Consider the following 14451-nt stretch of genomic DNA (forward strand, 5'->3'; position numbering starts at 1 on the left):
TAGCGTATATATCACTATTAGTCACCGGATTTTTCCCTATTTTTGCCATCTGATTAAAAAGCGATTGAATGGGTAACAGATATATAAAAGATTTATTGCTGGTACTGTGCGGAGTGTTTCTGTTGGTAACCATGTATTCGTGTGCCAATATGGCTTCTCCGAACGGGGGACCTTACGATGAGACCCCCCCAAAATTCATAAGCAGTCTGCCTGCCCCCAATCAGACGAATTATAAGGGGAAGAAGGTGGAGATTCTGTTTGATGAACTGGTTCAGCTGGACAAGCCGTCGGAGAATGTAATCATCACGCCGCCGCAGATGCAATTACCTGTGATTCGTGCCGCGGGAAAGAAAGTCGTGGTCGAACTGAAAGATACACTGAAAGAAAATACGACTTATACGATCGACTTCACCAACTCGATCTCCGATAATAACGAGAAGAACGTATTCGAGAATTTCTCCTTTGCCTTCTCTACCGGTGATGTGATCGATACGCTGGAGGTATCGGGTATTTTGCTGAATGCCGAAAACCTGGAACCTATGCCCGGTATCACGATCGGTCTGCATAAGAACCTGGAGGATTCGGCTTTTGTGAAACTACCTTTCGACCGTACTTCGCGTACGAACGATAAAGGACAGTTCACCATCCGCAACATCTCGCCGGGCAGTTATCGTATTTTCGGTCTGAATGATGTCAACCGCGATTATAAATTCGACCAGCCGGGCGAGGAGATTGCGTTTAACGACTCCATTATCATCCCCTCGCTGGAGTTGACCACCCGGCAGGATACGCTTTGGAAAGACAGCCTGACCATCGATACGATCCGTACGGTTGCCTATACGCGTTATTTCCCGGATGATATCGAATTGCGTCTGTTCAAGGAAGACTTCGTGCGCCAGTATCTGCTGAAACCGGAGCGCCAGCAGGAAAACTTGCTGACCATACGGTTTAATGCTCCGCTGGACACCGTACCGCTTCCGAAGCCGCTCAACTTTACCCCGGAGAATCCTGACTGGTTCTTTACACAGGAAACGGAGGCGGGAAAAGGCGTTAATTTCTGGCTGACCGATTCGCTGGTCTGGAAACAGGATACGTTGCAGGTGGAGCTGTCGTATCCGAAGAGCGACTCGCTGAACATTCTCCGGCCGCAGACCGATACGCTTCAGTTCGTGATGCGCCGTCGTCCCGAAAAGAAGAAAAAGAAGAAAGATGACGAGCCGGAACCGATCGTCTTCCTGGGTATGCAGATCGACGCGCCTGGTTCGATGGACTTGTTCGATACCGTATCCGTTACGTTCAATGAACCGATCCTCGAACTGCCGAAGGAAGTCTTCTATCTGGACCAGAAGGTCGATACGGTGTGGACTCCGGTTGATTTCGAGCTTTTCCCGGACTCTGCCAACAGCCTGAATTACTTCATTCGCCGTCCGTGGAAATATGCCGAGGAGTATCGCCTGTCGGTGGATTCGGCAACGATCTTCAGTCTTTATGGCAAGTGGAACGAACCGTATTCGGCTGAGTTCAAGATTAAGAAAGAGGATGAATACGGACACTTATATATTAATGTAGAAGGAATTGATACGACCGCTTATGTGGAATTGCTGAACGGTAGTGATGCTCCGGTGCGGAAGGCAAAGGTAAAGAATGGCGGTGTCCTTTTCATGGATCTGAAACCGGACAAGTATTATGCACGCCTGGTGGTCGACCTGAATGACAACGGCAAATGGGATACCGGTAATTATGCCGATAAACGCCAGCCGGAAGAGGTTTACTATTCGCCCGTGCAGTATAACGTATTACAGAACTGGCAGGTAGAAGAGACCTGGAATGTCAAGGCAACCCCATGGGCAAAACAGAAACCTATCGAGATTACAAAGAATAAGCCGAAAGAGGCAACCAAGAAGAAAAGAAATTACAAAGATGAAGGACAACAGAAGTCTTCTTCGCGCAATAGCGGTATGGGCGGCAGCATGGGCATGCCGTTCTAAAGGAACCGGTTTATGTCTGCTGATCCTGTTGTTGCTCCTTTCCGGAGTGGCCGGTGCGCAAACTATTCCGGTGAAAGAGCGGTTCAATGCCGGTGAGGAGGTGCAATATGAATTGTACTTCAAGTGGGGTATTCTGATGCCGCGCGCCGGACAGGCAACCTTATCCATTAAAGATACCCGCTATGAGGATAATCCGGCTTATCATTATAACCTGTTGTTCCGTACTTCCGGCATGTTTGAGAAGATATTCTCCATGCGTGATACGATCGACTGTTATTTTACACCCGAGATGCAGTTGCTTCGTAGCGAGAAACGGGTGAATGAGAATGACTACTATCTGATCGACGACTTGAAGTTCTCTTATACTAAAGGGAAGACTTCGGCCCATTCCCATCGCTATACGCCTTCACGGACGAAGATCGACACGATGATCGTTTCCGAACAATATATGTTCGATATGCTGGGTGCAACCATGTACCTCCGTTCGCTGGACTGGGATAAGATGAAACAGGGTGATGAATTTCCGTTTCATGTGGTGATCGGACGAGACCGGATCAACATCAGTTTTCGCTATACCGGGCAGCAGATCGTGGAACGTAACGAGACGCTGAAATACCGTACCCGACATTTCTATATCGATATTTTTGACGATGCTTTCACCCAAAGCAAGGCGGCCGCCGAAATATGGATCGGAGACGATGAAAATCATATCCCGGTCAAGATTCGTGCCAAGCTGAAGATAGGAGCGGCCGAGGTCTATTACAAATCATCCAAAGGATTGCGTTACCCGCTTACTTCGCGGGTGGAAATTCCCCGGCGTTAGGCAGTGAGAGAGTGAAACGTGTTTCGGAGTAAGGTTGTGAACTGACCTGGAGTTCGCCGCCATGCATCCGTACGATCTGGCGTGAAAGGCTCAGGCCGATACCCGTACCCTTGTTCTTGGTTGTGAAGAAAGGAATAAAAATATCTTCCAGCATATCGTGGGGGATGCCCGGCCCGTTATCCGTTATTTCTATCAGGGTCGTGGTGCCGGTTTGTTTTACTGTGAGTGAGATTTCACCGTTATCCTGTCCTTCCAATGCTTCCATCGCATTTTTCAACAAGTTGATCAAGACCTGTGAGAGTAGTTCTTCATCGGCATTGACTGTTATTTCGTCCTGGCAGAGGTAAACAGTCAGACCTATCTGTAAACGTTGCAGGTCCGACTGGAACAGTAGTTCGATGTTGCGTACCTGGCGGGAGAGGGAGAACGGATTGGGATTGGGAGCCTGCAACCGTGCCAGTTGGCGGTATGAATTGGTGAAGTTCATAAGGCTCTGTCCCTGGCTCTTGATCGTATCCAGTCCGCGGACCGTCTTCCGGATGGTGGCGTCGTTGATCTCGTCGCAACTTTTCGTCGTGTCGTTGCTCCGGTAATAGGAGAGGAGCGTGCCTGAGAGGGAGACGATCGGAGCGATCGAGTTCATGATCTCGTGGGTCAGGACGTGCATCAACTTGTCGTATGCCTCGTATTCTTTCCGTAACAGTTCGCGTTCGAACTCTTTCTGCTTGCTCTCCGTCATCAGGCGGTGGATGCGGTTGAATGCCGTATGTAGGCGGCGTTGTTCTTCCGGTCCGCTGTTTTCGGGGAAGTAAAGCATCGACTCATTGTCTTCGATGGCGTCGAGGAACAGTTGGATACGGCGGTTCGATGTATTGAGGAAATAGACGAGGACCCCGACCAGCCATAAGGCGATCAGTAGGGTGACGCATCCCAGTATGATGGCTTTACCGGTGATAATACCCGTTAATCCTACGCCGGCAACAAGGAGGATGACTGCGACCTGGAAGACTATCTTCAGATAGATGCGTGTGCTGAACATTCGTTTCACAGGTTGAACCGTTTTAGTTTGTTATATAAGGTCTGCCGGCTTACCCCCAGTTGTTCGGCTGCTGCGGTCAGGTTGCCGTCGTTCTGGGTAATAGCCGCCTCGATCGTCTTGCGCTCCACTTCTCCCAGGTTGGGGGTATCGGAGAACGAGACGGATTTTCCGGGACGGATAAAGAGGTCAGCGGCACGGATTACATTCTTCTCGGCCAGGATCACTGCTTTCTCGATGGTATGTTGCAACTCGCGTATGTTGCCCGGCCAATTGTAACGTTCCAGTTTGGCCGCTGCCTGTGGGTGGATGGTCAGGCCCGGCTGATTGTACAGGGCCGTATACTTTTTCAGGAAGTAGTCGATGAAAAGGGGAATGTCTTCCCGGCGGTTCCTGAGAGGTGGTATTTCTATTTGTATGGTGTTGATGCGATAGTAGAGGTCCTCCCGGAAAAGAGACTGCTTCACCAGTTCCGGCAGGTCGCGGTTGGTGGCGGCGATCAGACGTATGTCGATCGGGATTTTACGGTTGCTTCCCAGTCGGGTGACTTCGCGGTTCTGCAGGGCGGCGAGCAGTTTGGCTTGCAGGCCGACCGGGAGGTTGCCTATCTCATCCAGAAACAGGGTGCTTCCGCTGGCAGCCTCGAATTTACCCGGACGGCTTTCGCGGGCATCGGTAAAGGCACCTTTCTCATGTCCGAACAGTTCGCTTTCGAAAAGGGATTCGCTGACGGCTCCCATGTCGACGTTGATCATTTCCCGGCGGCTGCGGAGCGACAGGCGGTGTATTTCGCGGGCGAGCATTTCTTTACCCGTACCGTTCTCGCCGGTGATAAGGATATTCGCATCTGTTTTGGCAACCTTGGTCACGACCTTGATCAGCTTCATCATAACGGCGGAGTGGCCGATGATCATGGCTGGTTCCGCAGGGCGGTCGGGACGGTTACGGTCGGTCTTCTGTTTGACCTTTTCCCGTTCTACGGCTTGTAAGGCGGCGTGTATCTTTTCGAGCAGGACTTCGTTGTCCCAGGGTTTGAGTATAAAATCAACGGCTCCGCTTTTCAAGGCTTTGACAGCCAGTTCCACATCTCCGTAGGCGGTAAGCATGATGACCGGCAGTTCGGGGGCTATTTCCTGGATACGGCGTAGCCAGAACAGGCCCTCGTTTCCGGTGTTTACGCCTGCGGAGAAATTCATATCTAGAATGACAAGGTCGACCGGCATCGTATCCAGCACGGATAAGATGCTGTTCGGGTTGGAGGCGGTCTCTACCCGTTCGAATTCATCTTCCAATAATAATTCGAGCGAAGTCAATACACTTTTATTATCATCTACAATGAGAACTGTTCCGGTTTGCATACGATTAATTTTTCCGTAAAGGTATTGGCTTCCGGGGTACTATGCAAATGAGCGTCAAAATATTTGACACTAATAACAGGATAATATAACACTATAGTCCTAATCCGATTAGCACTCGTATGCTAAGGCAGTCAGCACAGTAGTGCTGGTGAGGGTAACACTACTGTGCTGGCCCCGTATCAGGCACAGGGGGAGGGCTTGTTCTTTTATGATTGACACATCAGCGTCCATATTTTTGACAATCGGGCGTCCATATATTTTACACCTTGCGAGGCTGTTTCTTTTGTGCGTTTTGATAATCAATCAGCGTAAAATGTGGCACGCCTTTTGCCTTTATATGTGCATGATGAAAATGCAAATAACAATTAAATATGGATGGAGGTTAGCCTGCCTGTTGCTGTTTGGTTCGGCAGTGGGAGCAGGTGCACAGGAATCCTGGAGTGTCGATTCTTGCATGCGCTATGCGCTGGAGAGGAACCTGGCATTGAAAAACAGCCGGCTGGATACCCGTATCGCTCACGAAGACTTTACGGCGGCGATAGGTGATTTCCTGCCTTCGGTTAGTACCAGCGGGGCTTTCGGGAAACGGATGGGACGTTCGGTCGACCCGAAAACGAATTTGTATACCACCTCTTCCTTCGTGGAAAGTACGCTGGGGGTCGATATATCATTGCCTGTCTTCGACGGATTCAAACGTATCAACCGGGCGCAGTTCACCCGGCTGAACAGGCAACTGAGCTGCGTTGCCGGGAAAGCGGAGGAGAATCGGGTGGCTTTCGAGGTGATGGACGCTTATTATGTATATATCTTTGACAGGAAGATGAGTGCCCTGGCTGCCGAACAACGTAAGCTAAGCGAGCGTTACCATGAGCAGATGCTTGAATATGTGGACCTCGGCCTTCGTTCTCCTTCTGACCTTCAGGAGGTGAAAGCCCGTTTGCAGAGCGATATTTATCAGGAGACGGTGAAGAAGAAGACGGAGCGTCTTTCTTTTCTTGCACTAAAAGAGTTGTTGCAGATGCGCGATTCGGACTCTTTATCCGTTAGTGACAGAGAGGGGGATGACAGCGAGTTGCCGCTTCTTGCCGGCTATTCGGCTCCGGAAGTGTATGCAGAGTCGGAGACTGCGCTTCCCGAGTTCCGGATGATGGATTTGCGGGAACAGGCGTCGCGAAAGTCGCTCGCCATCGCGTCGGGAGCTTTCTCGCCTTCCATCCGGGCAGATTTCAGTCTTTATTCGAGTTACTATGATACGGAACGCGATGCGGACGGACATATCTCCTCGTTCGGGCAGCAGATGAAAAACAATTGGAACAAATATATCGGTCTGCGGGTATCTTTCCCTATATTCAGCGGTTTGTCCCGCTTTACGGCAGTCAGGAAAGAGCGTTTCCGCCTGCAACAGGTAAGGAATAACAACGACCAGCAACGAATATCCTTATATAAGGAGATAGAAGATGCCTGCCTTTCCTTACAGGCTTCGGCAGAGGAACATCACCAGGCGAAACTGCAATTGCAGGCAGCTGCAACCACCCTCAAAGAAAACGAGGAGAAGTGGGAGGAAGGGATGGTTTCCGTCTTCGAACTGATGGAGAAACGGAACCTGTATATCCAGGCCAAAGCAGAACTGGCCCGTACCCGGCTGCAATATGACCTGAAACACCGGATGGTCGAGTTTTACCGTACCGGTTCATTTTTAGTAAAATAACAACAAAGAACAGATATGAATAACAACATGGACACCCCTATCGAACGGAAATCCCGTTTGAAGAAGAAACATCTGTATGCGATGACAGGAGGCGCTTTCTTCCTGGTCTGCCTGCTTTACTTTATTTTCCGCGATACCTCTTCCTCCATGAAAGTGGACAAGGAACGGCTGACCATCTCCACCATCGTCCAGGGTGAGTTTAATGATTATATCCGTGTGATAGGGCAGGTGCTCCCGGACCGTATCATCTACCTTGATGCCATCGAGGGCGGCCGGGTGGAAGAACGCCTGATAGAAGAAGGGGCACAGATCAAGGCCGGCGATGTTATCCTCCGCCTGAGTAACCCGCTGCTGAATATCGGTATCCTGCAAAGCGAGGCAGACCTTGCCTATCAGGAGAACGAACTCCGTAACACCCGCATCAGCATGGAACAGGAACATCTGCGCCTGCAACAGGACCGTATCAGCCTCAACAAAGAACTGGTACAGAAGGACCGCCGTTACCGGCAATACGAACGCCTGTATAACAAACAACTCCTGGCCCGCGAAGATTTCCTGCTGGCAAAGGAAGACTACGAAAGCGCCCGCGATCAGCTTGTCGTGCTGGACCAACGTATCCGCCAGGACGACCTTTTCCGCAGCAGCCAACTGGAGAGCCTGGATGAGAATATCCGGAACATGAAACGGAGCCTCTCCCTTGTCCGCGAACGGTTGGAGAACCTGAAGGTGAAAGCGCCCGTCAGCGGCCAGCTGGGCAATCTCGAAGCACAGATAGGGCAGTCCATCGCCCAGGGGGAACGTATCGGGCAGGTCATCACCCCCGAACTGAAGGTGGAGGCCAAGATTGACGAACATTATGTGGAACGGGTGATGCCCGGCCTCCCCGCCAGCTTCGAGCGTGAAGGGAAGACCTACGACATGGAAGTGACGAAAGTCTACCCCGAAGTGCGCGACGGGCAGTTCCGTACCGACCTCATTTTACCGGAGGACGCCCGGAGAATATCCGTGCCGGGCAGACCTATCACCTGAACCTGCAACTGGGTGACCCCGTACAGGCCATCCTGATTCCCCGCGGCAGCTTCTACCAGGCAAGCGGCGGCCTGTATGTATATGTCGTGGATGAGGACGAGACCGTCGCCCGCCGCCGTCCGGTGAAGATAGGCCGCCAGAATCCGCAGTATTATGAAGTGACCGAAGGAGTGAAACCGGGAGAGAAAGTGATTATCTCCGGCTATGAACTCTTCGGGGAAAACGAACGATTGATTATCAGATAACAGAAAGGATAAATATGGATTATCTTTCCCAAGTCATAAAAAGCCAGCGGGCCCGCAAGTCACTTTCGGTGATTAATATCTTTGGCCTGTCCGTGTGTATCTCGGCCGCCCTGCTGATTCTGCTCTATGTCCGTTTCGAACTGAGCTACGACTCTTTCCATGACGGCGACCGCGTGTACCGTGTCGAAAGCCGTTTGTATGAGGGAGCAACGCTGACGGATAACTGGGCGACGACTGCATTCGGCCACGGTCCGGTGATGAGCCGGGAGATACCGGGCATCGAAAAGTTCGTCCGGCTGACCGCCCAGGACCGGGAGCAGGTGGTTACCTACCAGGATAAGCAGTTCGCCGAAAGCCGCTATTGTTTTGCCGAACCTACCTTTTTCGACCTCTTCCGTTTCCCCATTCTGAAAGGGGAGAGAGACGGCCAGCTGACCCGCCCCAATACCGCCGTGCTGACGGAAAGTGCCGCCCACCGTTATTTCGGCGAGGCGGAGCCGTTGGGCAAAATCCTGACCTTCCGCACGTCGACAGCCGAACAACATTTTGAAGTGACAGGCATTATTGCCGACATGCCGGCCAATTCGCATTTGCATTATGATTTCCTGCTGTCTTATTCCACGATACCGAAGGAGCGGCAGGATATTTGGTATATTCACGGCGTCTATACGTATGTCCGCCTGGAACCGGGGAAAAAACCGGAAGATATAGAAAATGCCTTTGCTGCTATTTCAGATAAATACAAAACCGCAGCCTTGAAGCATAAGAATTGGAAGGTGGAATTAATCCCGTTGAAAGATATTCATCTGACTCCGCAGAAGTCGTATGAGAAGGAGACGAAAGGCAGCCGTACCGCTGTGTATATCCTTTCGGTGATGGCGATTGCCCTGTTGCTGACAGGCTGGGTCAATGCGCTGAACCTGATGGTGGCGCGTTTCCTGGAACGAGGAAAAGAGTTCGGGGTCCGTAAAGCCTTCGGTGCCTCCCGCCGGCAGATGCTGTTGCAGGGACTGACGGAAGCCGGCATCGTCAATCTGCTGGCAACCTTGATTGCGCTCGGTTGGCTGGAGGTATTGCTGCCGCTTGTCTATACCTGGGCGGAACATGATTTTGGTGCCGATATATTAGTACAACCGCAGTTCTGGCTGGCCGTAGCGGTTATTGCCGGGCTCGGGACGCTCTTCACCGGCTTATATCCTTCCTATCTGCTGACACGCATCCGTCCGTCGGATATTATACGCGGGAAGTTATTGCATAGCCGGAAAGGCAATAAGATGCGGAAAACATTGATTGTCGTGCAGTTTGTCGCCTCCTTTATCCTGATAACGGGCACGTTTGTCGTTATCTCACAGGTTCGCTACATGCAGAATGAGGCCGCTTCTTCCGGGACGGACCGGATAGTCGTATTGAAATATCCCTCCTTTACAGATGAACTGTCCGTCAGGATGGAAAGTTTCAAGAAAGAACTGAAGCGGAAGACGTATGTCCGCCAGGTGACTGTTTCCGGTGCTGTGCCGGGGGTGGAGGTTGCCAATTATTTTGCCAACCGTCCGTTCGGCAGCGACCCGTCCGAGGTGAAGCTGGTTCAGATGTTCGCTGTCGATTACGATTACCTGGCTACCTATTCGCCGGAGATGGTCTGCGGCAGGGGATTCTCGGAAGAGTATGGAGATGAACTGAATAAGGTCGTGCTGAACGAAGAGGCCGTCCGCCTCCTGGGTTTCCCTTCTGCGGAAGCGGCTTTAGGCAAACAACTGACGATGGAAGTGCTGCAAGACCCTCTCCAGGTGATAGGGGTGGCGAGGAACTATCACCAACAGTCGCTGGCTGTCCCTTATAAGCCAATCATCTTCTTCCTGAAAGACCGCGTTCCGATTATCGGGACACCCTATATTTCCATCCGCATGGACGGTGTGGCCGGTCCGGCCCGTCTGGCGGAGATAGAACAAATCTATCGCGATTTCTTCCCGACTTCGTTGTTCTCCTATTTCTTCCTCGACGATTTCAATAGGAACCAGTATAAGGAAGACCGGAATTTCGGATGGATATTTGCCGCATCGTCTTTGTTGGCCGTCTTTGTCGCCTGTCTGGGATTGTGGGTAATCACGCTTTTCTCGACCTTCTCACGGGTAAAGGAAGTGGGAATACGTAAGGTGCTGGGAGCAGGGAAAAGGAATCTTTTTGTAGTTTTGACGCGTGAATTATTGCTCCTTACGGTACTAGCGTCCGTGATAGGCGTTCCCGTGTCCGCTTTCCTGATGAATAACTGGCTTGAAAGTTATGCGTTTCATATCCCGTTGCCCTGGTGGAGTTATGTGGTGGCGTTCGTGCTGCTGATGTGCATCGCTTTCGGGACGATTGCCCGGCAGGTATGGCGCATCATCCGCCTGAAACCGATGTATATTTTAAGGAGTGAATAATTTATAAATAGGAACATATGATTAAAACAGAGAACCTGTCTATGCTCTTCACCACAGAAGACGTACAGACCAAAGCATTGAATGAAGTAAGCCTGGAGATAAAGAAAGGCGAGTTTGTGGCTATCATGGGCCCTTCGGGTTGCGGCAAGTCCACCTTGCTGAATATCCTGGGAACGCTTGATTCGTCGACTTCGGGCAAATACTTCTTCGACGGAAAGGAGATTGATAAGATGAGCGAGAGCCAGCTGACTTCTTTCCGTAAGGGGAATATCGGCTTTGTATTCCAGAACTTCAACCTGATTGACGAACTGACGGTCTATGAAAACGTAGAACTGCCCCTTGTCTATCTGAACGGCAAGAAGTCCGAACGTAAAAAGAAGGTGATGGAGGTGCTTGAACGTATGAATATCGCCCATCGTGCCGGCCATTTCCCGCAGCAGTTATCCGGCGGCCAGCAGCAACGTGTGGCTATTGCCCGTGCAGTGGTAACGGACTGCCCCCTGATTCTGGCGGATGAGCGACGGGTAATCTGGATTCGACAAACGGCCTCGAAGTAATGGAATTGCTCAGCGAACTGAATCGGCAGGGGACGACGGTCGTTATCGTCACCCATTCCCAGCGGGATGCGAAGTATGCCCACCGGGTTATTCATTTGCTGGACGGGCGGATTGTATCGGAGGACCGGATACGGTAATATACGACACCCGTATAAAATAAGGTTCTATTACCCTGAACACTCAAACAATATAAACATGATTCTATCAAACTATTGGAACAGTGCCCTGCGCAGCCTGACGAAAAAGAAAGGCTTCAGTGCAATCAATATAATCGGCCTGGCAATCGGTATGGCGGCCGCCCTGCTGATTCTGACCTACGTGGCTTTCGAGTACAGCTACGACAATATGCACAGCCGTGCCGACCGCATCTTCCGCGTGGAAGCACGTTTCTACGAAAACGGCGAACTGACGGATAACTGGGCAAGCAGTTCGGCCGGCTACGCCACCGCTATGAAGCGTAACCTGGCAGGCGTGGAGGATTATACCCGCGTCGGCAGCCAGTACTATCCGGAGCAGGTCGTGAAATACAACGAACTGCTCTACCGTGAGACTGGCATCGGGTATGCCGAGAAGAATTATTTCAACTTCTTCGATTATGAATTACTGAAAGGCGATAAGAATACCTGCCTCGACGGGCCGAACAAGGTGGTGATAACCGAGCGCATCGCCAATAAATATTTCAAAGGGGCCGACCCGATTGGGAAGATACTGATTTTCCGCAGCAATATCGGCGAAGAGGCGTGCGAAGTAACCGGTATCATGAAAGATATGCCTGTCAACTCGCACGTGCGTTACAGCATGATGATCTCCTACGAAACTCTTCCGAAATGGATGGACGAATACTGGTACCGCCATGAAGTGTACTCATACGTCCTCCTGAAGTCGCCCGCCCTGAAGAAACAGGTGGAAGAGGCCTTCCCCGCAATGGCGGAGAAATACAAGACGGATGAGGCACTGAAAAATAAGACCTGGGCAATCGAATTGACCAACCTGCGCGATATCCATCTGAATCCGCAGAAGGCGTATGAACCGGAGACGAAGGGTAACAGTTCTTCCATGCTGGTACTGATATGTACGGCGTTGGCTATTCTGTGTATTGCCTGGATTAACTATATCAATATGACGGTTGCCCGCTCGATGGAACGGGCTAAAGAAATCGGCATACGCCGGGCTTCTGGGGCGAGCCGCCGGCAAATCGTGGCACAGTTCCTGTTCGAATCGCTGATAACGAACGGGGTTGCCTTTATCCTGGCTATCGGGTTGATGGAGGCGTTGATGCCTGCTTTTAACAACCTGACCGGGCGTGACCTGGGATTCTCCGTGTGGGTGACGACCTCGTTGGGGTGGATGCTGTTGTTGATTTTCGCTCTGGGCGTGTTCCTGTCCGGTTTCTATCCGGCGACGATTTTGTCCGGCATTAAGCCAATCCGGATGCTGAAAGGGAAATTCACGCATACGAAGAATGCGGCAACGACCCGTAAGGTGCTGGTCGTTTTGCAATATACGGCGTCGATGGCTTTGCTCTGCGGAACGCTGATCGTGTATGCACAGTTGCAGTTTATGCGTCAGGCATCGCTGGGTGTCCGTGTGGACCAGACGTTGGTGTTGAAATTTCCGGCGCATTGCGAGGACCTGTCCACGAAGCTGACGGCGATGAAAAGGGAGTTGAAGGCGTTGCCTTCCGTAAAGAATGTGACGGTTTCCGGTGCTGTTCCGGGTACGGAGGTGACGGATTTCTTGTCTATCGTCCGCCTGAGCGACGCCACAAAGCAAACCCGCCTGTTGGAAATGCTCAATTGCGATTACTATTATCTGGATGCCTATGACTTGAAGTTTGTTGCTGGCCGTGGTTTCGGCGAAGACTTTGGGGGAGATGTATATAATATCGTCCTGAATGAGGCGGCCGTCCGTACATTGGGCTTTGCCTCGGCTGATGCCGCGATTGGCGAACGCCTTTCCGTGGAGACGGTGGACCAGCCGATGAAGATTATCGGTGTGGTGAAAGATTATCATCAACAGTCTTTGAATAAAGGCTATACGCCTATCCTGTTTGCCCTTCACGACAAACTGAGCTGGATGAAGCAGCGTTATATCTCCGTGGTGATGGAGAATGCCAATCCCCGTGAGTTGGTGAAGCAGGCGGAGACGGTCTGGAACCGTTATTTCCCGGATTCCAGCTACGATTACTTCTTCCTCGACCAGTTCTTCGACCAGCAATACCGGCAGGATGAGGTGTTCGGGTTGATTGTAGCTCTCTTTGCGATACTGGCGATTTTCATCTCCTGCATGGGACTTTGGGTGCTGGTGATGTTCTCCTGTTCGACCCGTGTTCGTGAAATGGGTATACGTAAAGTCTTAGGTGCCTCCAAAATACAGTTGTTCTATGAACTGGGACGTGAGTTCTTTATCCTGATCGGCATTGCGATAGTGATAGCTCTTCCTCTCTCCTGGTGGGTCATGGACGGCTGGCTGAGCAATTATTCGTTCCGCACCGACTGGAAAGCCTGGTTCTTCCTGGTTCCGGTGATTTTGTTGTGTGTGATTTCCCTGTTGACCATAGGCTGGCAGACTGCTAAAACAATCCTTAGCAAACCTGCCCGGTCGTTGCGGTACGAGTGAAATAAAATGTACGCTATTTGCTAATCTGACGGCAATAGCGTACATTTGTTGTCGATCATTTAAAGAAAGGGTATGAATATGACACACTTGGAATTACAGGCACGTAAGTTGAACCTGATACAGGATATAATCAATACGATCGACAATGAAGAATTGATGAGCCGCCTGGAAGCCGCCTACAAAAAGGTCAAGAAACTGGCTTCGACAGAAGACCAAAGACCTTGTGCCTATACGCTTGAAGAAGTAAATAAGCGTTTGGACCAGGCAGAAAAGGCTGTAAGGGAAGGTCGTGTTTTTACAACTGAACAGGTTCGTGAACGATTGAAGTTATGGCAACAGAAGTAGTCTGGACTGAACCGGCTCTTGATGAGTTGAACGAAATTTATACTTATTATAGTGAGCAAAAAAGCGAATCTGTGGCTGTTAATGTGTTTAATGCGATAGTGGATGCAGCAGATCGTTTAGCATTGTTCCCTCAAATGGGAGAAGTGGTAGATTTATTGTCTGGGCGCATGAAATGTTACAGATCATTAATAGAAGGTAATTATAAAATAATCTATTATGAGGAGAATAACATTGTTAATATAGCTCTTATTTGGGACTGTCGTCAAAATCCCTTGCGTTTATTGGATAAACTGAAATAAAAAAGGCTTGTACTTTTATTTGCA

Annotated in this window: 9 protein-coding genes and 2 pseudogenes; 9 read left to right on the forward strand and 2 right to left on the reverse strand. The window is 50.7% G+C overall.

The features are described from left to right. The first annotated feature begins 68 nt into the window (after positions 1-68). Positions 69-1988, forward strand: a complete 1920-nt coding sequence (locus DXA15_RS00115) for an Ig-like domain-containing protein (RefSeq protein WP_128132722.1) — start codon at positions 69-71, stop codon at positions 1986-1988. Next, entirely contained in the window at positions 1921-2811 is an 891-nt protein-coding gene (locus tag DXA15_RS00120; protein WP_128132723.1) for a DUF3108 domain-containing protein, read from the forward strand. The genes DXA15_RS00115 and DXA15_RS00120 overlap by 68 nt, the downstream gene beginning before the upstream one ends. Here the strand turns inward: DXA15_RS00120 and DXA15_RS00125 are convergent. Together DXA15_RS00125 and DXA15_RS00130 are read right to left on the reverse strand one after the other, a co-directional pair. Further along, positions 2780-3850: a PAS domain-containing sensor histidine kinase gene (locus DXA15_RS00125; protein WP_186958146.1), complete on the reverse strand. Its 1071-nt coding sequence runs from the start codon at positions 3848-3850 to the stop codon at positions 2780-2782. The two genes, DXA15_RS00120 and DXA15_RS00125, sit on opposite strands and share 32 nt — an antisense overlap. A gap of 5 nt (positions 3851-3855) precedes the next feature. Next, positions 3856-5205 carry a sigma-54 dependent transcriptional regulator gene (locus DXA15_RS00130; RefSeq protein ID WP_128132725.1) on the reverse strand — a complete coding sequence of 450 codons (1350 nt, stop codon included), beginning with the start codon at positions 5203-5205 and terminating at the stop codon, positions 3856-3858. Positions 5206-5557: 352 nt separating this feature from the next. On the opposite strand from DXA15_RS00130, the gene DXA15_RS00135 reads away from it, so the two are divergent. From DXA15_RS00135 to DXA15_RS00165, 7 genes and pseudogenes are all read left to right on the forward strand, one after another. Beyond that, on the forward strand, positions 5558-6913 hold the full coding sequence (locus tag DXA15_RS00135) for a TolC family protein (protein ID WP_233566572.1): 1356 nt from the start codon (positions 5558-5560) through the stop codon (positions 6911-6913). A gap of 27 nt (positions 6914-6940) precedes the next feature. Further along, positions 6941-8187, forward strand: a pseudogene (locus tag DXA15_RS00140) (efflux RND transporter periplasmic adaptor subunit). A 14-nt stretch (positions 8188-8201) separates the two neighbouring features. After that, the gene (locus DXA15_RS00145) at positions 8202-10607 is read left to right on the forward strand and encodes an ABC transporter permease (RefSeq protein WP_128132727.1); all 2406 of its coding nucleotides are present in this window, start codon (positions 8202-8204) and stop codon (positions 10605-10607) included. A gap of 17 nt (positions 10608-10624) precedes the next feature. Continuing rightward, positions 10625-11301 (forward strand): annotated as a pseudogene (locus DXA15_RS00150) (ABC transporter ATP-binding protein). Positions 11302-11359: 58 nt separating this feature from the next. After that, the gene (locus DXA15_RS00155) at positions 11360-13783 is read left to right on the forward strand and encodes an ABC transporter permease (RefSeq protein ID WP_128132728.1); all 2424 of its coding nucleotides are present in this window, start codon (positions 11360-11362) and stop codon (positions 13781-13783) included. A gap of 72 nt (positions 13784-13855) precedes the next feature. Beyond that, positions 13856-14128: a hypothetical protein gene (locus DXA15_RS00160; protein ID WP_147349089.1), complete on the forward strand. Its 273-nt coding sequence runs from the start codon at positions 13856-13858 to the stop codon at positions 14126-14128. Beyond that, a complete protein-coding gene (locus DXA15_RS00165; RefSeq protein ID WP_128132730.1) occupies positions 14113-14427 on the forward strand; it encodes a type II toxin-antitoxin system RelE/ParE family toxin in 315 nt (104 codons plus the stop codon). Before DXA15_RS00160 ends, DXA15_RS00165 begins: the two co-directional genes overlap by 16 nt. Positions 14428-14451: the final 24 nt, after the last annotated feature.

The sequence above is a fragment of the Parabacteroides sp. AM58-2XD genome (genome assembly GCF_003463685.1).
Taxonomy (GTDB): Bacteria; Bacteroidota; Bacteroidia; order Bacteroidales; family Tannerellaceae; genus Parabacteroides; species Parabacteroides segnis.

What these genes read in the sequence shown, in the direction of transcription:
- DXA15_RS00115 (WP_128132722.1), top strand. Translation starts at nt 69, where the DNA reads ATGGGTAACAGATATATAAAAGATTTATTGCTGGTACTGTGCGGAGTG.
- DXA15_RS00120 (WP_128132723.1), top strand. Translation starts at nt 1,921, where the DNA reads ATGAAGGACAACAGAAGTCTTCTTCGCGCAATAGCGGTATGGGCGGCA.
- DXA15_RS00125 (WP_186958146.1), bottom strand. Translation starts at nt 3,850, where the DNA reads ATGTTCAGCACACGCATCTATCTGAAGATAGTCTTCCAGGTCGCAGTC.
- DXA15_RS00130 (WP_128132725.1), bottom strand. Translation starts at nt 5,205, where the DNA reads ATGCAAACCGGAACAGTTCTCATTGTAGATGATAATAAAAGTGTATTG.
- DXA15_RS00135 (WP_233566572.1), top strand. Translation starts at nt 5,558, where the DNA reads ATGCAAATAACAATTAAATATGGATGGAGGTTAGCCTGCCTGTTGCTG.
- DXA15_RS00145 (WP_128132727.1), top strand. Translation starts at nt 8,202, where the DNA reads ATGGATTATCTTTCCCAAGTCATAAAAAGCCAGCGGGCCCGCAAGTCA.
- DXA15_RS00155 (WP_128132728.1), top strand. Translation starts at nt 11,360, where the DNA reads ATGATTCTATCAAACTATTGGAACAGTGCCCTGCGCAGCCTGACGAAA.
- DXA15_RS00160 (WP_147349089.1), top strand. Translation starts at nt 13,856, where the DNA reads ATGAATATGACACACTTGGAATTACAGGCACGTAAGTTGAACCTGATA.
- DXA15_RS00165 (WP_128132730.1), top strand. Translation starts at nt 14,113, where the DNA reads ATGGCAACAGAAGTAGTCTGGACTGAACCGGCTCTTGATGAGTTGAAC.